The sequence below is a fragment of the Hymenobacter sediminis genome, assembly GCF_003231285.1.
GTDB lineage: Bacteria > Bacteroidota > Bacteroidia > Cytophagales > Hymenobacteraceae > Hymenobacter > Hymenobacter sediminis.
Window position 1 is genome coordinate 572675 of sequence record NZ_QKNS01000001.1, and the last position, 21581, is coordinate 594255.

Sequence of the window (21581 nt, forward strand, 5' to 3'; positions counted from 1 at the left end):
CAAGGCATTTTCGGCGTACCCTGCGCGGGTATGCTTCCTCACGCGGGCACCTTCGCCTAAGCGTGGGAAACCCGAAAAATAGATAACCATTCTCCTTTTGGACTCTACCCAAAGAACCATACAGCTTCTGCTCAAGCCCGGCCAACATGACGGCGAGGGCCAACGGGTTGCCGAAGCTGCCCAACGTCACCTAGGCCTCTCTACTGGCCGGGTGCAAAGCACCGCCCTCTACACGGTGCGCTACCCCGTGAGCGACGAGCAACTGCGCGACTTCGCCACCCACTGCCTCCAAGACCCGGTGCTGAACGACGTGGCCCTCGACGAGTTCCGCCACGGCTCTGAATCTGAATATAAAAGCTACATTCTGGTTGCTAAGCTGCCCGGCGTAACCGACGACGAAGGCATATCGGCGCAGAACGCCCTTGGCGACTTCCTGAACCAGCCGCTGGACACCCATACCCAGCATATCTTCAGCAAACGGCTCTACTTCCTGGAGCACGAATTGCCAGAGAGTAGTCTGCGCCGCTTGGCGGAAGAGCTGCTCGGCAACAAAATGATTAACCGCTTCGAGGTCGGCCCCATAGCCCAGATTCGCGACTATACGCCGCGGCCGGGTGGTGGGGCCGAATCCATTACGAACACGGTGCCGCTGGTTGGCCTTTCCGATGAGGAGCTAGTGAAGCTGTCGAAGGACAACCTCTACGCCCTGAACCTGGAGGAAATGCGCGCCGTGCGCGACCATTACACTAGCATTGCCGAGGAGCGGCAGGCCGCTGGTCTGCCCCAGGACCCCACCGACTGTGAGCTGGAAATCATAGCCCAGACTTGGTCGGAGCACTGCAAGCATAAGGAGTTTTCGGCCGTTATTAAGTACAAAGATGCTGACACCGGCGAGGAGTTCGAAGTGGATTCCTTGTTCAAGACTTACATTAAGAACGCTACCTCCGAGGTAGACCGCCAGCTCCGCGCCAACGGCAACGACTGGCTGATCAAGGTGTTCTCCGACAACGCCGGCGCCGTGCGCATCAACCCCGAGTCGTTGTTCGTGTGGAAGGTGGAAACTCACAATTCTCCTTCGGCCATTGACCCCTACGGTGGAGCTATTACCGGCATCTTGGGCAACAACCGCGACCCGCTGGCCACTGGCATCGGGGGCGCGCGGCTGCTGTTCAACACCAACGTGCTCTGCTTCGGCAACCCCGAATTCAACGGCACCCTGCTGAGCAACCAGCTGCATCCCCGCCGCATTTTCGAGGGCGTGCGCAAGGGCATTGAGGACGGCGGCAACAAGTCGGGCGTTCCGACGGTGAACGGGGCCATTGTGTTCGATGACCGGTACGCGGGTAAGCCGCTGGTGTACTGCGGCACCGGCGCCGTAATGCCCATGCAACTTGCCGGCCTCGACTCCTGGGAGAAGAAGATTGACGCCCAGGACCGCATCATTATGGCCGGTGGCCGGGTGGGCAAAGACGGTATCCACGGCGCTACCTTCTCCAGCATTGAGCTGGATGAAACCTCGCCCGCCACGGCCGTGCAAATTGGCTCGCCGATTACCCAGAAGTTGGCCATGGACTTCCTAATCCTGGCTACCCGCCGCGGCCTCATCAAGTGCAGCACCGATAATGGTGCGGGGGGCTTGTCCTCGTCCATTGGAGAGCTGGCTACTATCAGCGGCGGGGCCGTGGTGGAGCTGGAGAAAGTACCCTTGAAATACCCTGGCCTACGCCCGTGGGAAATCTTCGTGTCGGAGTCGCAGGAGCGTTTCTCGCTAGCCGTGGAGCCGAGCAAGATGGAGGAGCTGATGGCTCTAGGTCAGGAAATGGAAGTGGAGCTGACCGATATCGGCTACTTCACTTCGGATGGCAGCCTTGATGTGTGCTTCGATGGTGAGTCGGTAGCACGCATCGATATGGAGTTCCTACACAATGGCGTGCCGCGCAAAGTGCTGGAAGCCGAGTGGACCAAACCCACGGCTCAAGAACCCGCGCTACCCGCTGACCTCGACTATACCGACATGCTGAGCCGCCTGCTGGGCAGCCTCAATATCTGCTCCCGCGAGTCGGTGATTCGGCAGTACGACCACGAGGTGAAAGGCCGCACCATCATCAAGCCGCTCATGGGCGCTACCGGCCAGGCTCCACAGGATGCCGCCGTGGTGCGTTTCAACTTCGAGAGCTGGGAGGGGGTAGCCGTGAGCAACGGTATTCTGCCCCGCTTCGGCGACCTAGACGCATACCATATGTCGGCTGGTGCGTTTGACGAGGCCGTGCGTCAGATTGTAGCGGTAGGAGGGAAGCTGCCCAACCTGAGCTACGGGGACGGTAACTTCTGGTCCGTCAACGACAACTTCTGCGTACCCGACTCGGTGTACGACCCCGCCACCAACCCTGACGGCAAGCACAAGCTGGCTAAGCTGGTGCGCATGTGCCAGGCCCTGCGCGACGCCACGGCGGCCTATTGCATTCCGCTCACCTCGGGCAAGGACTCGATGAAGAACGACTTCAAGGCCGATGGCGTGAAGATTTCTGTGCCGCCTACGGTCCTGTACTCCATGACCGCCAAAATCGAGGACGTCCGCCGCACCATCACCTCCGACTTCAAGCAAGCCGACGACGTGGTGTACCTGCTGGGCGAGACCTACGACGAGCTAGGCGGCTCGGAGTTCTATCAGCTCTTCGGCGAGCTAGGTGCCAATGTGCCCAAGGTCCGGTTCGAGGAAGCTAAAGCCCTCTACACGCTGATGGGCGAGGCCAACGAGAAAGGCCTCATCCAATCCTGCCACGATTTGTCGGATGGTGGCCTGGCCGTTGGCTTGGCGGAAGCCACGTTTGGTCACGGTTTTGGCGCTGATGTGGAGCTGCCCGCTACTGGCCTAGGCCTGTCGGCGCAGCTGTTCTCGGAGTCGCACTCCCGATTCGTGGCCACGGTGGCTCCGGAAGATGTGGTGGCCTTCGAGCAGCACTTCGGTGCCCGCGCTACCCGTCTCGGCGTGGTAACGCAGGACAGCCAGCTCACGGTGCGCCACGGCGGCCAGACGGTCATTTCAGCCAGCACGGCAGCCCTGCGCCACGAATGGACGAATGGCCCAGTAAACAGAATTATCGGCTTCGGCCAGCACGAAGCGGCGCAATCCTAATGGAAGAACAACCCAAATTGCCGGATCTAAATACCCCCCCGCGGCCCCAACTCGACCACGGCGGCCCCATCACGGCCGCGGACGGTAGCCTGCAGGTGCTTGGCTTCAAGAGTGTGGACGCCGGTCATGAATCTACAGAGCCCCTAGGCCACTCCGCCCAGGGAGCCACTGCCAATCAGCCGGTGCGGGCCCTCATCCTGACGGGCTTCGGTATCAATTGCGAAGAGGAGTTTGCCGCCGCTTACAAGCTAGCTGGCGCTGAGCCCACCATTGTGCACCTGAACCAGGTGCTGCACGGCCACGTCAGCATCCACGACTACGACATCCTAAACTTCCCCGGTGGCTTCAGCTTTGGTGACGACCTAGGCTCGGGCGTGGTGCTGGCGAACAAGCTGCGCTACCGCAAGAATGCGGAGGGCCGTACCCTACTCGACGACATCAAGCAGTTCATTGCCAACGGCAAGTTCGTGATGGGCATCTGCAACGGCTTCCAGGTGCTGGTGAAGCTAGGCCTGCTCCCTAACCTGAGCGGCAACGTGACGCCAGAAGTAACCCTGACGCACAACGCCTCGGGCCGCTATGAAGACCGGTGGGTGCGCCTGAAAGTCAATCCTAAGTCGAACTCTCCCTTCCTGAAAGGCATCGACTCGATGGAAGTGCCCGTGCGCCACGGCGAAGGTCGCTTGATCATCAAGGGCGAAGAAACCCTGGCTGAAATCCAGGGCCGTGCCCTAAACTGCCTGGCCTACACGGATTTTGATGGCTCGCCGACGGACGTGTACCCGCACAACCCCAACGGTGCCGACCTCAACTGCGCCGGCCTGACCGACACCACCGGCCAGGTATTCGGGCTGATGCCGCACCCCGAGGCCTTCCTCTCGCTCTATAATCACCCCGACTGGGCCCGACGCAAGCGCCAGAATCCCGGTCTGAGCGAGGAAGGGGATGGCCTACGCTTGTTCCGCAACATTGTGGAGCACGTGCAGAGCCAAACCGCCGCTGTTCCCCAGGAAGCCAGCCAGTTTTCATCCTAGACACCTCCGCAAGCCGCTGGCCTAGTGCCGGCCGCTACCTTGTTGTATGAACACCCTCAACCACTTCGATACCCCTCAGCTCGAACTCCTGCACCGCGGCAAAGTCCGCGACTCGTACCGCGCGCCTTCTGGCGAACGGCTCATCGTGGTAACCGACCGGCTGTCGGCCTTCGACTCGGTGCTGGAAACGCCGGTGGCCCACAAAGGCGCGGTGCTGAACGGGCTGGCGGCTTTCTGGTTCGAGAAAACCCAGCACATCATCCCGAACCACGTGATTTCGCTGCTCGACCCGAACGTGACGCTAGCTAAAGAGGCCGAGCCGATTCGGGTGGAGATGGTGGTGCGCAACTACCTCACGGGCTCCATGTGGCGCGGCTACCAGAGCGGTCAGCGTACCTTCTCAGGCGTAACGGTGCCGGACGGCCTGACCAAACACCAGAAGTTCCCCGAGCCCATCGTGACGCCTACCACTAAGGAGGAATCGGACCGCGAGATTACGCCCGAAAACCTGGTATCGGAAGGCTGGGTGTCGGCGGAGTTGTACGAGAAGATGCGGGTGAAGTCCCTGGAGCTGTTCAACTTTGCTTCGCAGTGGATGGCGGAGCGCGGCATCATCCTGGTGGATACCAAGTATGAGTTTGGCCTGCTGGATGGGGAGCTGATTCTGATTGACGAAATCCACACGCCCGATTCGTCACGGTTCTGGAGCGCCGAGGATTACGCCAAGAACCCCGAGGGCGTGGAGCAGATTGACAAGGAGTACGTTCGCCAGTGGCTGATTGCCAACAAGCAGGACGGCCAGTACCCTCGCGCCCTTACCCCCGAAGTTTCCGCCGAAGCCACCCGCCGCTACCTCGATATTTACGAGCGAATCACGGGTGCCCCGCTGCCTGCTGCCAACGACACTGCAACCGGCGGTGACGTACAGGCCCGCCTTATAGGCAACTTGGTGCAGGCTGGCATCATGCAAAAGGCCTGAGCTATAAGCACTGTAAGACAAAGCCAATGGACGTCGCGAAACAGAAACAACTCGTGCAAGACTACATCGAAGCGTATAATCGCTTTGATATAGACGGCATGTTGCGCCAGCTGCACGAGGACGTAGTCTTCCGCAACGTTTCCAACGGTGAAGTAAACCTGACCTTGACAGGTAAGGAAGCCTTCCTACAGCAGGCTCAGCAAGCTTTGCAGTACTTCACCCAGCGTGAGCAGCGCGTCACCGACTGGCAAGTAGCCGACAGCCGCGTGGAGGTCCTTCTGGACTATACCGCCGTTGCCGCAATGGATTTTCCTACTGGCCTAAAGGCCGGTGACACACTACAACTGCAGGGCAAGTCCGTTTTTCAGTTTGCTGATGGGCTGATTATTTCCATCGATGACATCAGCTAGACGCATCGTAGCCTAACTACCTATTCCTTTGAGCAACAGTAATAAAACCATAGTACTCCTCGGCGGCGGGGCCCGTGAACACGCTATGGCGTGGAAGCTGACCCGCGACGGGGCTACCGTGCACGTGCTGCCCGGCAACGGCGGCATTCCGAACAGCCACCCCGAAATCAGCGCTACCGACTTTCCAGCCATCGAGAGCTTCTGCGAAGCCAACGGCGTGAAGCTGATTGTGGTGGGTCCCGAAGCTCCGTTGGCGGCGGGCGTGACGGATTACTTCACTGGTTCCGACATCCGAGTGTTTGGCCCCAGCCGGGCTGGTGCAACGTTGGAAAGCTCTAAGGTGTGGTCGAAGGACTTTATGCGGCGGCATGGGGTAGCAACCGCTATGTCGTGGCAGTACCGCAGCGACAAGCTCGAGGAGGCTCGCGCCAAAGCCACTGAGCTGGATGGGCAGGTAGTAGTGAAGTACGATGGGCTAGCAGCTGGTAAAGGCGTGTACGTGTGTTCTTCCATTGAAGAAGCGCAAGCCGCGCTCGACGACCTGCAAGCTCAGCACACCGGCTGGTTTAGCTTCCTGCTGGAAGAAAAGCTGACTGGCCCCGAAATCAGCATCATTGGCGTAACCGATGGTAACCGCGTGCGGCTACTGGCTCCATCCCAGGACCACAAGCAACTGCTGGCCGGCGACCAAGGCCCGAACACCGGCGGCATGGGCGCTTACTGCCCCGTGCCTTTCGCCGACGACAACGTACTGGCCGCCATTCGTACCAGCATCGTGGACCCTACCTTGCTAGGATTGCAAAACGAACAATTTGACTTCAAGGGCTTCCTGTATTTCGGCATCATGCTCACGCCTCAGGGGCCAAAGCTGCTGGAATACAACGTCCGCCTCGGCGACCCGGAAGCGGAAGTACTGCTGCCGGCCCTGGAAAGCAGCCTGCTAGAACTCATTGAAGCCACTTTGGATGGTACGCTTCAGCAAACAGTAGTGCACCAACGTCGTGGGTATTATGTGGGGGTAGTATTGGCTTCAGGCGGCTACCCCGCGGCTCAATTCCCTACCGGATTCCCCATTACTGGCCTGGACCAACTGCACCCCAGCATCTTGGCTTTCCACGGCGCTACCCGCAAGCAGGACGGGGAACTGGTGACTAGTGGCGGCCGGGTGATGGTGCTGGTTGGGCACGGTAACGAGCTGGAAGATGCAGTGAGCCACGTGTATCGGGAAGTAGAAAGAGTTAAATTTAAGGATGTGTACATCCGTACCGATATCGGCCAGCGGCCGGAACCGACCCTTGCAGGAAACTGGTAACCATAGCATCCGCAAACAGCGCCTGGCTATTTTGTTGTCGGGTCGGGGCTCCAACATGGTGGCCCTGGTAAAGGCCGTGCAACACGGAGTGTTGCAGAACCTGGCCGAGGTAGCCGTGGTGTTCAGCAACAAGCCTGATGCTCCTGGCCTAGAAACCGCAGCAGCCCTGGGCTGTACTACCGCCAGCCTCAGCAGCCAGGGGCGCAAGCGGACGGAGTTCGATGCTGAAGTAGTTGAAGTGCTAAACCAATGCCAACCCGATTACGTGGTGTTGGCTGGTTACATGCGCATTCTGTCGCCGACGTTCATTCGGGCGTTTGCAGGCCGTATCCTCAACATTCACCCCGCCGATACGCACCAACACCAAGGCCTGCACGCCTACGAATGGGCTTTTGAAAATCAACTGTCGGAAACCAAAATAACGGTGCATTTGGTTGATGAGGGCCTGGACACCGGACCCATTCTCGCCCAGCACCCTGTCAACTTACAGGGCGCTGATACTCTGGCAGAAGTGGAGCGCCGTGGCCTAGCAGTGGAGCACTTTCTCTACGCCGATACTCTAGCCCATCTTATTAAAGGTGAGCTGCCCTTGCACACTCCTGAAACAGCAGCTGCGGCCGCCGTTTCAGCTTCCACCACCGATCCTCTATTGCCTCTCGCCGCTGGTTCTTCTCCGCAAGGAAAGGAAGATGCGGGTTAGGCCGCTTACCCTCCTCAACCCAGGAAAGCCCGGTGCCTTCCAGGAGTCACACTAACCACCCCGGTAGCGGGCTTCCCTGCTCACTACCACTTCCTGATACTTCCCATGTGCGGAATTGTAGGTTTTTACGGCCCCGATGACGTTGCTCACGACATCGTATTTGGTCTGACGGCGCTCCAGCACCGCGGCCAAGATGCGGCTGGCATAGCCACCTTCGACGATAATTTTCACCTCTGCAAAGGCAACGGCCTGATATCGGATGTGTTTAAACCTAAGCAGCTCAAGAAGCTGAAAGGCAACATCGGCATCGGTCATGCGCGCTACACCACCCAGGGCTCCGGAGATGCGGAACTGGCGCAGCCGTTTACTACCAGCTACCCCTTTGGGTTGGCCATGGTGCACAACGGCAACGTCATCAACTTCCGCTCGGCTGCCAAGCGCCTGCACGAGAAGTACCACGTGTTGCCCAAAACCAGCAACGACTTGGAGCTCATCATGTACACCTTCGCCTCGGAGCTGCGCTTGAAAAACCTCGACAACCTCTCGGTTATCGATATTTTCGATGCGGTGGAAACGACGCAGGAGCTGGTGAAAGGAGCTTACGCTACCATTACTGTCATTGCCGGGCACGGCCTGCTGGCCTTCAACGATCCGCTGGGCATCCGGCCGCTGGTGCTGGGCCGCCGCGACACGGAAAATGGTCCTATCTACGCCTTCGCCTCGGAAAGCACCTGCTTCGATTACCTAGGTTTCGAGTTTATCAAGAATGTAGGCCCCGGTCAGGCTATCTTTATTGATAAGGACTTCAAGGTGCACTACAAGAACCCCTACGCCCAGCCAAAGGCGTTCTGCGTGTTCGAGCACATCTATTTCGCCCGCGAAGACTCTACCATCCACGGCCGCCTAGTGGCCCGGGAACGGGTGCGTCTGGGCAAGATGCTAGCCAAAAAAGTCATTGCCTCGGGCATTCAGCCCGATATGGTGATTGACGTACCGTCGTCGGGGTACTTCTCGGCCTCTGGTCTGGCAGAAGCTATTGGCGTGCCTTACCGCCGGGCGCTGGTGAAGAACAACCACATGGGTCGTTCTTTCATTGTAAGCAGCCAGGCCGGCCGCGAGGACATTGTGAAGAAGAAGCTGAACCCCATCCGGGAGTTTGTGGAGGGTAAGAAGATTGCCGTAGTTGATGATAGTATTGTGCGCGGCACTACCTCTCGGCGCATCGTGCGCATCCTGCGCGAGGCTGGCGCGGCAGAGGTGTACTTTATCAGCAGTGCCCCGCCTATCATTGCACCGTGCATCTACGGCATTGATATGGCCATGAGCACCGAGCTGATTGCGGCCAATTACACTGAGGAGGAAATCTGCCGTTACATTGAGGCTGATAAGGTTATCTATCAGTCGATTGAGGACCTGCAAGAGCTGTTCTCAGAAGCGAAGGGCCACGGCGGCAACTGCTTTGCGTGCTTCACTGGCAAGTACCCTACTGGCGACGTGACTAAGTACCTGCGTCACATTCAGGAGGAGCGCCAAAGTCACCGCGCCGACAAAAAAGGCGACTCATCTGCTTTGCCTTCCGTCAGCGCCAAGGCCCCTGCGCCCACCGAGCATTAGAATGTTGAGCGGCTTAGAGTAAGGCTATAAGCTAATTCCTCTCTTCCGGTAAGAGGTAAGAAAGGAGCTAGCTTGTAGCCTTACTCTAAGCCATTCAGTGCCAATTAACCACCTCTACCCTCTCTTCAGGGAAAGAGAGGAACTAGTTTCTAGCTTTACATAGCTCTCCATATGTCCTCTGACTTCAAAGCCACCGCCGGCTATTCCATTGAAGAAGGCAACGCCGCTTCCAAGAACGCCTACCACTGGGCCCAGAAAACTTTCTCGACCCGCGCGGGTAAGCCCGGCGAGCCGGCTCAGGACCTAGCCGGAGGCTTCTCTAATGAAATTCGGTTTGGCAGTGAGCGACTGGGCATCGGCTCCGATGGTATCGGGACTAAGATTGAGGTAGCAGAGCGCACGGACCGCTACGATACGCTGGGCTACGACCTGATTGCTATGGTGGCCGACGACCTGGTAGTGGCTGGCTTCGTGCCTACCAACCTGTCGAACATCATCGATGTGAACACGCTCAATTACGAGGTGGTAGATGAACTGATGCGCGGTCTGCACGACGCGGCCCAATTCAGCCAGATTGCCGTGACAGGCGGTGAAATAGCCGAGCTGGGCAACCGCATCGGGGGCTACCCCGGCGCCCGCATGAACTTCAACTGGTGCTCGACGGCTATAGGAGTGCTACACCCCAGCCTGGAGCGCCCTCTGAGCGGCGCCAACGTGCGTGCTGGGCAGGCAGTGGTGGCGCTTCGGTCGCCCTCATTTCGCTCTAACGGCTATTCTCTAGCCCGCCGTGCCCTCACCAAAGCCTTTGGCGAAGCTTGGCATACAGCACCCTACACCGGCCCCGACGCCGATGAAATGGGCCATACTTGGGGCGAAGTAATGCTGGCTCCCTCCCTCATCTTTTCGTCTGGTGTGGCAGCGGTGTTGGATGCCGGCTTACCCTTGCGTGCGGCCGCACACATCACCGGCGGCGGCATTGCCGACAACTTCAAGCGCGTGCTCAAAAACGGTGTAGGCGCCGAGCTGGATAACCTCTTCGAGCCCCTGCCCGCCATGCAGCAACTGGCCGAGCTGGCCGGCATCACACCCACGGAAGCCTACCTCTACTGGAACATGGGCAACGGCATGCTGCTCGTCACTGAAGAAGCTCAGGCCGAAGCCGTAGCCGAAACCCTGCGCAGCCATGGTTATCAAGCCCAGGTAGCTGGTCGCATTACTTCGGAAACCGATGTGGTGCTGCGCGTTGGAGCGGGAGAGTTGCGCTACGAAGGCTAAGCCAATACCTATATTGGGGAATAAAACGAACGTCCTGCTGCGCTTAGCGCAGCAGGACGTTCGTTTTAAAATCAGTCGTTACGCGGCCCATCAAGCAGCTACGGGCTCAATATCAAACCCCGCTTGCGACACGGACTTCATAATCAGCTCGGGAATGGGGTTTTCGCCCTCTACCGTTAGGATTTTGTCGGCACTATTGGTATCCACGCTCCACTTTTCCACGCTGGCTTCGGCGTCGAGGAAAGGCGTGACGGCGCGCACACAGTTGGCGCAGTTGATGGTGGTTTTGAATTTCAGGGTTGACATGGGAAGTAGGTTCTAGGCCACTGCAGGGGGTAGGGATGCTGGCAGCGGCAAGTGAGTTGCTGTAACAACGAATACGAAACAAAATTAGCTGTCGAACAAGCTTGACTGGTACAGGCTTTGGCTGGCAGTGTGCAGAGTTTTGCTGTATTTCAGAGCTTTATTATAAACTTAGTTGAGATGGATAAGACTGCATTTTGGCAGATAGTAGAGTCAGCGAAGGTAGAAGCTCGTGGTAACCAGCAAGTTCAGGAGCAGGCCTTGATCAGCAGCTTGGAAAAGCTAGATCTAGAACAAATAATTGAGTTTGAATGCTTCCTGCGTGAGTACCTAATTGAAGCCGACCATTACAACATTATAGCGGCTCAGAAAATCATCGATGGCTACGTATCTGACGACCCGTACCTGTATTTCCGGTGCTGGTTAATCGGCCAGGGCGAAGCAATATTCTCTGATGCGCTACGAAACCCTGATAGCCTGGCAAGCATCATTGAGGACCCTTATCAGGACTTTGAACCGCTATTGTATGTGGCTACTATAGCATTTGAAAAGCGTACGGGCAGAAAGGAGGAAGATGAAACTTTTCCCAGAGCAATAGCATCTGAGCGCGGACTTGATTACGATTCCAGATGCGAAACCAAAGGTGAAGACTGGACTGAAAATCAGCTACCGAAGATGCTGCCGAAGCTATGGAAGAAGTTTGGCGCGGTGTAAAAAGAAGGCCTAGCTGCACGAACAACTAGGCCTTCTTTTTCAAATGCTCTACGCCGGCCGCAGTGGCCGTTTCTCCAGAATCAGGTTGGTGCGGAACGTGTTGAGGGTTTCCTCTAGGCCCACAGGGTAGGTGTGGGGGTTAAGGAAACGGCGGATACTGGGGTCAAGGCTGAGGACTTCGCGCTGGGCACGGGCACGGCTTTCCTGCAGGGTGGGCAGTTGGTGCACCAGCTCGCCGCGGCGGAAAATGGGCTCCAGCAGCTCCCGATAGGTAGCATCGGGGCGCACGGGGCGGCGGCGGGTAGCATCCACGGGGTCGATGATGGTGAGGCGCTCGGGCAGGGGCTCAGCGGTGTTGTAGAGCATGTCGGCACGGGGCTGGCCTTTCTCGCTTTCGTAGCGGCGTACCTGCAAAATACCGGGAATGCTGGTTTTGGCGAGCTGCTCGGAGAGCTTGATGGTGAAGTCCCAGCCCGAATCATCAGGCTTGCGTAGGGCGGCCATCTTGTACACTCCGCCTAAGGCCGGTTGGTCGTAAGCCGTGACGAGTTGGGTGCCGATGCCCCAGGTATCGATTTTAGCGCCTTGCAGCTTGAGGCTGGTAATGAGGTTTTCCTCCAGGTCGTTGCTGGCTACAATGCGCACGTTTTCAAATCCGGCCTCGTTGAGCAGGGCTCGGGCTTCCCGGCTGAGGTAAGCCAAGTCTCCCGAATCGAGGCGGATGCCACCTAACTCGTGGCCATTGGCGCGCATCTCGCGAGCTACCTTGATGGCGTGTCGTACACCGTCCAGGGTGTCGTAGGTATCTACCAGGAAAACCGAGTCATCGGGGAAGGCCTTGGCATAGGCAGTAAAGGCTTCTACCTCGTCATTAAAAGCCATAACCCAACTGTGGGCGTGAGTGCCTTTCACCGGGATGTTGAAGCGCTGCCCCGCCAGTACGTTGGAGGTAGCATCAACCCCGCCCAAGTAAGCAGCGCGGCTGGCGCTCAGCCCCCCATCGAAGCCCTGGGCGCGGCGCAAGCCAAACTCCAGCACAGTATCAGAGCCAGCGGCCTCCCGGATGCGCGACGCCTTGGTGGCTATGAGGGTCTGGAAGTTTACCAACGTCAGCAGCGCCGTTTCTACCAGCTGAGCTTGCAGCAGCGGGCCCTGCACCCGAATCAGGGGCTCATTGGCGAAAACCACCGTGCCCTCAGCAATGGCATCTACGTCGCAGGTAAACTTCAGGTCGCGGAGGTAGTCCAGGAACTCCTGAGGGAACATGGCCGCGCCTTTGGCACTTTTCAGGCTGCCGAGGTAGGCGAGGTCATCTTCCGAGAAGCGCAGGTTCTCCAGAAAATCAACGGCGTAGGCTAGTCCGGCCGCTACGGCGTAGCCCCCATCAAACGGCGGGCGGCGGAAGTACAGGTGAAACACGGCCTCACGGTCCTGCAAACCCTGTTGCCAGTAGCCGTAGGCCATGGTAACCTGGTAGAGGTCGGTGAGGAGGCTAAGGGAAGGCGCGTACAGGCCGGAGAGCGGAGCAGAGTTCATGCAAAGCAACGGTTGAGATGCCGAAGCTTACGCAGAATATTTGATTCCGTCGATTTTCTACCCCCTATTGTGTTGGCCAAGCGGCTTGCAGCCGCTAGCGGGGGTAGGGAAGGGTAATGGTTTTCCTGAGGGGGACTATTCAGTTGGGTGCGGGCAAGAGTTAGCTGGTAGCAGTTGTACGTTGGGTGCGGCAGTAGCGCTCAGCATCCAGCAACGACGGAACGACTGGCGGGCAGAGCGAGGCGGGGAGGCTGGAGAGCAATTGACCCGCGGAGTCGCCGAGGTGGCAGAGCACTAGCGGGATATGCCGCTCCTGCAGCCGTTGGTAGTAGCGTACCAGCACGCGCAGAGTCGAGAAAGAAAGATTGCGAAGGTGGCTGCAGTCAACCCAAATGCTGGGCTTGCCGCTGCGGCAAGCGCGTCGCAGGGCGTACGACAACTGGGCGCCACCTGTTGGGTCATTATCATCTGCCAGAATCAGCAGGTAGCTTTCCGGTAGGATTTCACGGTATACCTCCATGATGCAGGTTCTTGGTTAAAGATGAAGCAAGCCGTGTAAAAAGCAGTTTCCGAGCAGCTAGGCCGGGTTACGTGTAGCTAATGAAATGTAGTCAAATATAGAGTATATACGGCGCGGGAGTTGGGTATAAAACACTGATTTATAACTAGGTAATAATACGTAGGGCTGAGCTGCGGGTTCTCCGGCCTGCCTACCCCCAGCCGGAGCCTGAACCCTCCGAGCACTGGTGTGGTGCCGGGCAGCAGCCTTCGCGGTGCATATTGCGTACTAATGGCAAGCCGCCGGAGCGCGGCTTGTGTATTTACCATATTTGCCCTGATTGCTTTTTATGATTCGCGTAATGCTTGCTGATGACCACACCATTCTGCGGGATGGTATCCGGGCCATATTGTCTCACGAACCTGATATACAGGTAGTGGGGGAGGCCGGTAACGGGCAGGCGTTGCTGGAGCTGCTCACCGATACGGCTGCCGATGTGGTACTGATGGACGTGAACATGCCCGTGCTGGACGGTTTCGCTACCATGACCGCCCTGCGTACCCGCTACCCAGAGGTGCGCGTGCTGGTGCTTTCCATGCTCGAACACGAAAACTATGTGTACCGTATGATGCAGGCTGGTGCGCTGGGGTATGTGCTCAAAAACTCTGATACCACCGAGATAGTCTACGCCATTCGGTCGGTAGGGGCCGGGCGGCCATTTCTTTGCACTGAAATCGGGTTGAACTTACTCTACCGCTCTACCCAGCGCCTACCCCCCGCCTCGGAGGCAACTGAGTTCAATGACGCGGCCGATATGCCACCCATCTATAACCCCCTTCTGAACCGCTCCGGCACGGTGGAGCTGTCGGTGCGGGAAATGGAGGTGCTGCGCTTAATTGCGGAAGGATTGACGAATGCTGAAATAGCAGATCAGCTGTTTGCCAGCAAGCGCACTATTGAAACCCACCGCCAGAATATCATCGAGAAAACGCAGGCCAAAAACACCGCTGCCCTAATCCGCTACGCCATGACACACGGGCTGATAGAGTAGAGGTGAAAAAAAGAGATGGTGAACTAGCGGGTTTTATGTTCTGTCGACGCAAACAGCGCCAATCGAACACCAAACCTACCAATTCACCATCTCACCTGTCAGTAGCCGCGGCGGGAATCGAACCCACATCTAAAGTTTAGGAAACCCTTATTCTATCCGTTGAACTACGCAGCCAGAAAACACTCTGCTACAAAGTTACGCCGAAAGCGCTGCCGGCCCAAACCCGCAGCATCGGTGGCCTCGGATGGGTACGTTCCGTAGCCTATCTTGCTCTCCCCTCACTGTCTTCTCTTTCAATTTCATGGGTGTACTGGATGACCTGCGTGCTGACCGGCGGACCACCGGTGCCGCGCCGCGCTTTGGCTCCGATAAGCAAGTGCCCGCCTTGCTGCTTATCCCAGACATCAGCGGGTTTACGCGCTTCATTGAGGAGTCAGGGAGCCCACAGGCGCCGTTTCTGGTGGCCGATCTGCTGGAAATCCTAATTGAAGCCAACACCCTGGATTTGCAGGTGAATGAAATACAAGGCGACGCCGTGCTGTTTTACCGCCTGGGGCCACCCCCGCCGGTGGCAGAGCTGGTGCGCCAGTGCCGCCGCATCTACCTCGACTTCCAGAATTATCTGCGCCTAGTAGCCCGCGACACTACCTCGGAGCTGGCAGCGGCTCTGCATGAGTTGGCCCTCACGCTGAAAATTGTAGTGCACTACGGGCGGGTGAGCGTGGCGCGCATTCGGGAGTACACCAAGCTGATGGGCCGCGACGTGATTGTGGTGCACCGGCTACTGAAAAACAACGTAACCGGCTCGGAGTATGTGCTGCTGTCGGCGGGATACGTGGCCACCCAAACGCCGGCAGCTTTAGCCCAGGCATTTTCCTGGACACGCCTGCTCCCCGGCGCTACCTACTACGAGTACCTCGGCGAAACCACGTACCACTTTGCCAGCCTCTCGCCACTACGTCTGCTGCTGAGTACCCCGGAAATAGACGACGATGTGCCGCCGGGCCGGGGCTGTGCCCTGAAGGTGCGGCGAGCTGTGCGCATCTCGGCCCCTTATGCCCTGCGGGTTATCACCAACTTCCGCCTGCGCCCCCGCTGGATGGAAGGCGCCACCGCCGTGCACTACGACGTGACCAAGGTCGGCCGCCTGGGCACCAGCTATAAGGTAGATGTATTCAGCGGGCAGATTGATTTCCAGGCCGTACAGCGCTTTGAGGACGAGGACGGCCGGCTAGAGTACGTGGAGAAGATTTCGCACTTCCGGCTTTTCCCTAACACCTTGCTCTTCTATTCCGTGGAAGCCATTACCGGCAACGCCTGCCTGGTTACGATGGAGCTACGCTACGGCCACATTGCCAGCCCCAGCCGCCTCATTCGGTTTGGTCAGCTGCGTCGTTTGCACCGCTTCTTGGGGCGGTCTATCCAGGGGCTGGCCCAGCTCATGGAGCCAGCAGAGGGGTAGGCGCCTACCCCCTTCGAAAAGCAGAAGGCCCACCTGCAGTGCCAGGTGGGCCTTTTGTATGGTGAGTTTGCAGTGCAAGTATCTAAGCAAGCCTATGGTGCCTACCCCCTATACCTTGTATAAAAGGGTGATGCCAAAGGAAAGAGCCGTCAGGATGAGGCCTACCATGAAGATAGTGTAGCTCAGGCGCAGCAGGCGGTACTTCTTCGTAAGCACGTCGCCGAGGTAATAGATGTCGGTTACCATATTGGTGTACAAGGCTTCCTTCTGCCCCATAATTTCCGTCATACCCCGCTGAAAGTCGTCGAGGCTGAGCTTGCTGAAGTTACCAAAGAACAGCAGGTTTACGCGGCGGTTGGTAGCAATCTGGGGGCTGCGCTTCAGCCACTTAAAGCTCGTGACATCAGGTTGGGCGCAGAGAATGGCCGTAATAACTGAGGCGAGGGCCGTAGCCAGCAGAATGCCCATGGGTACAGCCACAATAGGATTACGGATGATGCCCACGTTGCTCAGAGCCGCCGTTTTGCTGCCCAGCTTGGCCCCGAAGTAGGTAATAATAAGCGACATCAGGACCGCGTTCAGCGAAATCATCATGTTCGCCTTCTTATCGGCCATGTCCGAGAGCTTCATGTGGTTGCTGTACATGGTCCGAAACATGGTTTCGATACCGCGCTTGGGCTCAGCGAAGGTGCCCTCAGCCTCTTCTTCCTTCTTCTTCTGCTTTTTATCGATTTTCTTTAGCAGCTTCCGTTGCTCCTTGATGTTCTCCTTGAACTGCTCTTGGTAGCGCTCCTTGGCGGCCTTGGTGTAGTACTTACCAGCCAGCAGAAAGGCCAGCTGGGTTTCGGCCCACTCCTTATTGGTGTAGGTTTTGCCCAGCATTGCTTCCCACTCAGCGCGCAGCAACTCGGCCTCGGCAAAGAAGCTCTCACGGCCCATGTTGCTCATATCGGCATCTACCAGCAGCTGCTCCAGCTCCGTTTCACGGGGGGCGTCGCGGTGGGTGCTCCTAATAAGGTTCTGCACCACTTCAATGCGCTGGGAGGGGTAGCCCTGCTGCCGCAGCCACTCACCGGCCATTTCGGCGCTGCGGTACTCGTGTCCGTCGTACACCTCCGTGTAGCCAATATCGTGAAACCAAGCAGCCAGCACCAGGGCTTCCTGGTCGGCTTCGCCCAGGCCAGCGGCTTCGCCCAAGGCGCGGGCCTCCTTTACTACCGTGGCCGTGTGCTTGGGCGAGTGGTATACGAGCTGGGGCGGGAGCTTCTGCTCCAGCAGCGCCAGCGCGTAGGCCTTGGCATTTTTGATGATTTCGGCTTTGGCCGGTTTCTGGGTAAGAATGGGTTCCATCAGCGGAGAGCAGACAACAACAACAACAGCAAAGGGCTGTTCGGCTTACAACGGGTTTCGCGCCGCCGGGTTTTGCGGGCCTCAGCCCAACCGTACCCGGCTGAACTGCGTAGGGCAGCGCACCGTACTTACAACACGGTGCGGCGGCCGTCCGTTACCGGTACGTTTCCCGTATTTTCTGAACATCCGTTCCTCGGCCTTGGTGCCCTGGCAAGCCCTCGGCTTACTTGCTACCCCTCTCTTTTATATGAGCAGACATTTCCTGTCGTCCTGTTGCTTGCTGCTGGCATTGGCTGGGGCAGCCGCGCCCTCGGCGCTGGCGCAGCAGAAAACCCAGACGCCTCACCCCGAGCGCCCCAACTACCGCAAGGGCGGGCTCGATTGGCAGGCCAAAACGCCGCCCGACAGCTCGCGCATCCGCTATACCGTGTTTTTGATTGGCGACGTGGGCAAACCCATTCCGGAAGCGGAAGGGGGCGAGCCGTCGCTGAACTACTTGCGCAAGCAAATTCTGACGGCCGGAGCCAAGAGCACTACCGTGTACCTCGGCGACAATATTTACGAGTACGGCATGCCCGAGGCCAAAGCCTCGGACCGCAAGGAGTCGGAGCGGCGCATCATCGACCAGATGAAGATTCTGCGCGACTACCAGGGCGAGAAATACATGATTCCGGGTAACCACGACTGGAAGCAGGGCAACCGCGGCGCTGTTGAACAGGTAAACCGCGAACAGTTCTTTGTGGAAAACTATCTGCAGAGCGACTCAGCGGCATTCCCCTACACGGGCGACTTTTTCCTACCCCGCAATGCCTGCCCAGGCCCCGTGGAGGTGCGCCTGCAGGACGACTTGGTGCTGATTGCCATTAACTCGCAGTGGTTTTTGCAGACTTCGGGCGAGCGGCCGTACGGGGCCAACAGCGGCTGTGGGGTAGCCAACGAAACCGACTTTTTTACCCAGGTCGAGGACATCATCCAGCGTAACGCCGGCAAGAACATCATGGTAGTGGCCCACCACCCGCTGTTCTCCGACGGTATTCATGGCGGCTACTTCACCTTGGCCGACCATATTTTCCCGCTTAGCATCGTGTTCAAGTACGCCTTTGTGCCGCTGCCGGTCATTGGCTCCATTTACCCGTTTGCGCGCAAGTACGGCGGCATCAGCCAGGATATTCCGCACCCACTGTACCAGGCGTACAAAAAGGGGCTGATGGAAATTTTCGAGAAGTACCCCAATGTGGTGTACGCTGCCGGTCACGAGCACAACCTGCAGTTCTTCAAGGAAGGCAACCTCAACCACATCGTCAGCGGTTCGGGCTGCAAAACCCAGCACGTAAAGCCCGGTAGCGGTGGCGACGCGCTGTTCTCTGACAAGGAGAAGGGCTTTGCCCGCGTGAACTACTACGATAACGGTGAGGTCTGGACGGAGTTTTACGTGCCCGAGGGGGCAGGCCAAACCGGCCGCCTCGTGTTTCGCTCGCCCCTGTATGCCCAGCAGATAGCCACCGCCTCCGACTCGGTAGCGAAACCCGTGGCAGGGCCCCGACCCAACTTCGCCGACAGCACCGTGACGATAGCCGTGAACAAGCGCTACAACGACCGGAGCGGTTTGCACAAGTCGTTGTTCGGGAAGCACTACCGCGAGGAGTGGGCTACCCCCGTGAAGTTCCCGGTACTGGACCTGTCTACCGAGAAAGGCGGCCTGACGCCCTACAAAATTGGGGGTGGCAAGCAAACCGCCTCGCTGAAAGTGCGCAACGAGGAAGGTCGCAACTTCACCATTCGCAGCCTTAACAAAGACCCTTCGGCTGTACTGCCTGAGGCCCTGCGCGAAGGAGCCGCCGCCGATATTCTGCAGGATCAGATATCGGCCCAGCACCCATATGGCTCCATTGTTATTCCGCCGCTGGCTACGGCGGCTGGTATTCTGCACACTAACCCCGAGCTGCGCTACATCCCCCAAGACCCCCTGTTGGGCCAGTACCTGGAGCGGTTCAGCAACACCCCGGCTGCCATTGAGGAAGATGCCAAGGACGACCAAAGCAACGTGGAAAGCCTGGGCAACGCCAAAAACTTGGTAGGTACCGACAAGGTATTTGAGCGCATTACCGACGACAACGATAACCGCGTCAACGAAAAAGCATTTGCCCGCTCCCGCCTCTTCGATATGTGGATTGGCGACTGGGACCGGCATGAAGACCAATGGCGCTGGGCCGAGAAAAAGGACAAAGACGGCGACCGAAAATTCACGGCGGTGCCCGAGGACCGGGACATTGCCTTCTTCAAGGGAGATGGAATATTCCCGTGGCTGGCTTCGCGCAAGTGGGCCATCCGCAACTTCCAGAACTTCGGAGAAGACTACGCCGACTGGAAAGGCCTGAATCTGACGGCCCTGAGCAACGACCGGGTGTACTTGGCCTCCGTGACCAAGGAGGAATGGGTAAAGCAGGCCGAAGAAATGAAAGCCGGCCTTACTGACGAGGTCATTGAGAAAGCCTTCCGGGAACGGTGGCCCAAACAGATTTACGACCTCCACGGTCCCGAAATCATTGCTAAGCTTAAGAGCCGCCGCGAGTTGCTACCCGAGGTAGCCGCCGACTACTACGAGGTGCTTAGCAAAGTAACGGAGGTGAAGGGCTCCAAGAAGCGTGAGCGGTTTGTGGTAGAGCGCCTGAAAGATGATAAGACGCACGTAACGGTGCAGAAAATCAATAAGGAAGGCGAGCTAACTAAAATCCTCTTCGACCGCATCTTTGATAATAAGGTAACTAAGGAACTGCGCCTCTACGGCTTTGAGGGCCGTGACCAGTACGAGGTAAAGGGTGACGTGAAAAGCGGTCCGCTGGTGCGCATCATTGGAGGTGTTGATCGGGACTCCATCATCAACACCTCTAACGTAAGTGGCTTCCGCCACCGCCTGCATGTATATGATGCCGACACCGGCAACGTGATTGTGGGCGGCAAGGACGCGCGCTTGCGCCTGGAGCCCGGTATTGATGTAAGCCGCTACGACGTGCACAACCGCACCGACCGCAAGGACTACACCCTGAATTACTTCGGGCCTACCGCTTACTTTGGCTACAACGTCGATGACCGGCTGTTCTTCGGCGGCGGGCTGGTGTACCGCACCTACGGTTTCCGGAAAGCACCTTATGCTACCGAGCAGAGCCTAGCCGCTAACTACTCGCCTTCGCAGAGCGCCTACAACGTGCGCTACCTCGGGCACTTCGTGGATGTGCTGGGCAAAACCGATCTGCGCCTCACCGCTCAGCTCTACGGCCCGCAGCTGCTCTATAACTTCTTCGGTTTGGGCAACGACACGCGCAACATTTTGGCCGATGACCGGGACACCCGCGCCCGCGACATCAACAATACGTACCGCATCCGTTTCTCGCGGCTGTACGTGGCGCCCATGTTGGAAAAGGATCTGTTCAGCTTCCTCAAGTTCGGTATCGGCCCACAGTACGACCAGTTCCGGGTAGACCGCGACCAGATTGGCCGCGAAATAGCCGCCGGGCTCGATGAAAACGGCAACGGCCGCGAAGGCACCGCCGCCGCCGGCATCCGCTCCTCTGACTTCGGCCTGAACCGCTACCTGGGTGGTAAAGCCTACCTGAACCTGGATGCTGCGTCTTCACCCAAAAACCCCCGCATTGGCTTGCGCTGGTACAACTCGGCCGAGTACAACCACCAGCTCAATGGCGAGAAGCTGAGCTATGGCCGTCTGGCTACGGAGTTCCGCGCCTACGTCTCGCCGAACTTCCCGTTCCAGCTAACTTGGGCCGGCCGCATCGGAGCCAACCGCAACCTCGGCGACTACCGCTTCTTCCAGGCTAATACTCTAGGGGGCACCACCAACCTGCGTGGCTACCGTCGCACCCGCTACGCTGGCCGCTCGTCGGTGTATGGCAACGCGGAGGTGCGGGTGCAGCTCTTCACCTTCAATGCCTACTTGGTGCCCGGTAAGTTCGGTATTCTGGGCTTGGCCGATGCTGCCCGTGTGTACTCCTCGCGTGACACCGACACTGGCCTGAAAGCATTCCACACGGCTATAGGTGGCGGTGTATGGGCTGATATTCTGAAGCAGGCCGTCATCAATGCTACCTATTCCGTAGGTGAAGAAAACCTGGTTTTTGTCGGCTTCGACTTTCTGTTTTAAGCTAAGTCACTCTTTCGCGTAATCATAGCCGGTCCGGCGGGCGAAGCTCG

General features: G+C 58.1%; 16 protein-coding genes and 1 tRNA gene. 12 read left to right on the top strand and 5 right to left on the bottom strand.

Annotation, left to right across the window (positions count from 1 at the left end; translation table 11 throughout):
- Window positions 1–97: 97 nt before the first annotated feature.
- The 8 genes from DNI29_RS02455 (at window position 98) to DNI29_RS02490 (ending at window position 10460) form a co-directional block, all read left to right on the top strand.
- Entirely contained in the window at window positions 98–3136 is a 3039-nt protein-coding gene (locus DNI29_RS02455) for a phosphoribosylformylglycinamidine synthase subunit PurL (protein WP_110976477.1), read from the top strand.
- On the top strand, window positions 3136–4170 hold the full coding sequence (locus DNI29_RS02460) for a phosphoribosylformylglycinamidine synthase subunit PurQ (protein ID WP_110976478.1): 1035 nt from the start codon (window positions 3136–3138) through the stop codon (window positions 4168–4170). The genes DNI29_RS02455 and DNI29_RS02460 overlap by 1 nt, the downstream gene beginning before the upstream one ends.
- A gap of 46 nt (window positions 4171–4216) precedes the next feature.
- A complete protein-coding gene (locus DNI29_RS02465) occupies window positions 4217–5149 on the top strand; it encodes a phosphoribosylaminoimidazolesuccinocarboxamide synthase (protein ID WP_110976479.1) in 933 nt (310 codons plus the stop codon).
- Window positions 5150–5175: 26 nt separating this feature from the next.
- A complete protein-coding gene (locus DNI29_RS02470) occupies window positions 5176–5559 on the top strand; it encodes a nuclear transport factor 2 family protein (protein WP_110976480.1) in 384 nt (127 codons plus the stop codon).
- 28 nt (window positions 5560–5587) lie between these two features.
- Window positions 5588–6871, top strand: a complete 1284-nt coding sequence (purD, locus tag DNI29_RS02475) for a phosphoribosylamine--glycine ligase (protein ID WP_202910358.1) — start codon at window positions 5588–5590, stop codon at window positions 6869–6871.
- A complete protein-coding gene (purN, locus tag DNI29_RS02480; protein WP_238387981.1) occupies window positions 6855–7571 on the top strand; it encodes a phosphoribosylglycinamide formyltransferase in 717 nt (238 codons plus the stop codon). The genes purD and purN overlap by 17 nt, the downstream gene beginning before the upstream one ends.
- A gap of 105 nt (window positions 7572–7676) precedes the next feature.
- Entirely contained in the window at window positions 7677–9185 is a 1509-nt protein-coding gene (gene purF, locus DNI29_RS02485; RefSeq protein ID WP_110976482.1) for an amidophosphoribosyltransferase, read from the top strand.
- Window positions 9186–9356: 171 nt separating this feature from the next.
- Window positions 9357–10460, top strand: coding sequence for an AIR synthase-related protein (locus DNI29_RS02490; RefSeq protein WP_110976483.1), 1104 nt, complete (start codon window positions 9357–9359; stop codon window positions 10458–10460).
- 90 nt (window positions 10461–10550) lie between these two features.
- On the opposite strand, the gene DNI29_RS02495 is transcribed toward DNI29_RS02490, so the two are convergent.
- A complete protein-coding gene (locus DNI29_RS02495; RefSeq protein WP_110976484.1) occupies window positions 10551–10766 on the bottom strand; it encodes a heavy-metal-associated domain-containing protein in 216 nt (71 codons plus the stop codon).
- A gap of 177 nt (window positions 10767–10943) precedes the next feature.
- Between DNI29_RS02495 and DNI29_RS02500 the strand changes: the two genes are divergently transcribed.
- On the top strand, window positions 10944–11477 hold the full coding sequence (locus DNI29_RS02500) for a DUF4240 domain-containing protein (RefSeq protein ID WP_110976485.1): 534 nt from the start codon (window positions 10944–10946) through the stop codon (window positions 11475–11477).
- Window positions 11478–11525: 48 nt separating this feature from the next.
- On the opposite strand, the gene DNI29_RS02505 is transcribed toward DNI29_RS02500, so the two are convergent.
- Together DNI29_RS02505 and DNI29_RS02510 are read right to left on the bottom strand one after the other, a co-directional pair.
- Complete coding sequence (locus DNI29_RS02505; protein WP_110976486.1) at window positions 11526–13013, bottom strand: nicotinate phosphoribosyltransferase; 1488 nt, start codon at window positions 13011–13013, stop codon at window positions 11526–11528.
- A 160-nt stretch (window positions 13014–13173) separates the two neighbouring features.
- Window positions 13174–13533 carry an STAS domain-containing protein gene (locus DNI29_RS02510; RefSeq protein ID WP_110976487.1) on the bottom strand — a complete coding sequence of 120 codons (360 nt, stop codon included), beginning with the start codon at window positions 13531–13533 and terminating at the stop codon, window positions 13174–13176.
- Window positions 13534–13861: 328 nt separating this feature from the next.
- Between DNI29_RS02510 and DNI29_RS02515 the strand changes: the two genes are divergently transcribed.
- Entirely contained in the window at window positions 13862–14563 is a 702-nt protein-coding gene (locus tag DNI29_RS02515; protein ID WP_110976488.1) for a response regulator, read from the top strand.
- A 102-nt stretch (window positions 14564–14665) separates the two neighbouring features.
- On the opposite strand, the gene DNI29_RS02520 is transcribed toward DNI29_RS02515, so the two are convergent.
- A tRNA-Arg gene (locus tag DNI29_RS02520) sits at window positions 14666–14737 on the bottom strand.
- 127 nt (window positions 14738–14864) lie between these two features.
- Between DNI29_RS02520 and DNI29_RS02525 the strand changes: the two genes are divergently transcribed.
- On the top strand, window positions 14865–16025 hold the full coding sequence (locus DNI29_RS02525; protein ID WP_162303478.1) for a DUF2652 domain-containing protein: 1161 nt from the start codon (window positions 14865–14867) through the stop codon (window positions 16023–16025).
- 108 nt (window positions 16026–16133) lie between these two features.
- Here DNI29_RS02525 and DNI29_RS02530 read toward each other — a convergent pair whose 3' ends face one another.
- A complete protein-coding gene (locus DNI29_RS02530; protein WP_110976490.1) occupies window positions 16134–17375 on the bottom strand; it encodes a Pycsar system effector family protein in 1242 nt (413 codons plus the stop codon).
- A 247-nt stretch (window positions 17376–17622) separates the two neighbouring features.
- On the opposite strand from DNI29_RS02530, the gene DNI29_RS02535 reads away from it, so the two are divergent.
- Window positions 17623–21531 carry a BamA/TamA family outer membrane protein gene (locus DNI29_RS02535; protein WP_238387982.1) on the top strand — a complete coding sequence of 1303 codons (3909 nt, stop codon included), beginning with the start codon at window positions 17623–17625 and terminating at the stop codon, window positions 21529–21531.
- Window positions 21532–21581 lie beyond the last annotated feature (50 nt).

Bases quoted from the DNA above. Each gene is read 5' to 3' on its own strand.
- DNI29_RS02465 (WP_110976479.1), top strand. From the start codon at position 4,217: ATGAACACCCTCAACCACTTCGATACCCCTCAGCTCGAACTCCTGCAC.
- DNI29_RS02505 (WP_110976486.1), bottom strand. From the start codon at position 13,013: ATGAACTCTGCTCCGCTCTCCGGCCTGTACGCGCCTTCCCTTAGCCTC.
- DNI29_RS02515 (WP_110976488.1), top strand. From the start codon at position 13,862: ATGATTCGCGTAATGCTTGCTGATGACCACACCATTCTGCGGGATGGT.
- DNI29_RS02535 (WP_238387982.1), top strand. From the start codon at position 17,623: ATGAGCAGACATTTCCTGTCGTCCTGTTGCTTGCTGCTGGCATTGGCT.
- DNI29_RS02490 (WP_110976483.1), top strand. From the start codon at position 9,357: ATGTCCTCTGACTTCAAAGCCACCGCCGGCTATTCCATTGAAGAAGGC.
- DNI29_RS02500 (WP_110976485.1), top strand. From the start codon at position 10,944: ATGGATAAGACTGCATTTTGGCAGATAGTAGAGTCAGCGAAGGTAGAA.
- DNI29_RS02470 (WP_110976480.1), top strand. From the start codon at position 5,176: ATGGACGTCGCGAAACAGAAACAACTCGTGCAAGACTACATCGAAGCG.
- DNI29_RS02495 (WP_110976484.1), bottom strand. From the start codon at position 10,766: ATGTCAACCCTGAAATTCAAAACCACCATCAACTGCGCCAACTGTGTG.
- DNI29_RS02530 (WP_110976490.1), bottom strand. From the start codon at position 17,375: ATGGAACCCATTCTTACCCAGAAACCGGCCAAAGCCGAAATCATCAAA.
- DNI29_RS02510 (WP_110976487.1), bottom strand. From the start codon at position 13,533: ATGGAGGTATACCGTGAAATCCTACCGGAAAGCTACCTGCTGATTCTG.
- DNI29_RS02525 (WP_162303478.1), top strand. From the start codon at position 14,865: ATGGGTGTACTGGATGACCTGCGTGCTGACCGGCGGACCACCGGTGCC.
- DNI29_RS02460 (WP_110976478.1), top strand. From the start codon at position 3,136: ATGGAAGAACAACCCAAATTGCCGGATCTAAATACCCCCCCGCGGCCC.
- purF (WP_110976482.1), top strand. From the start codon at position 7,677: ATGTGCGGAATTGTAGGTTTTTACGGCCCCGATGACGTTGCTCACGAC.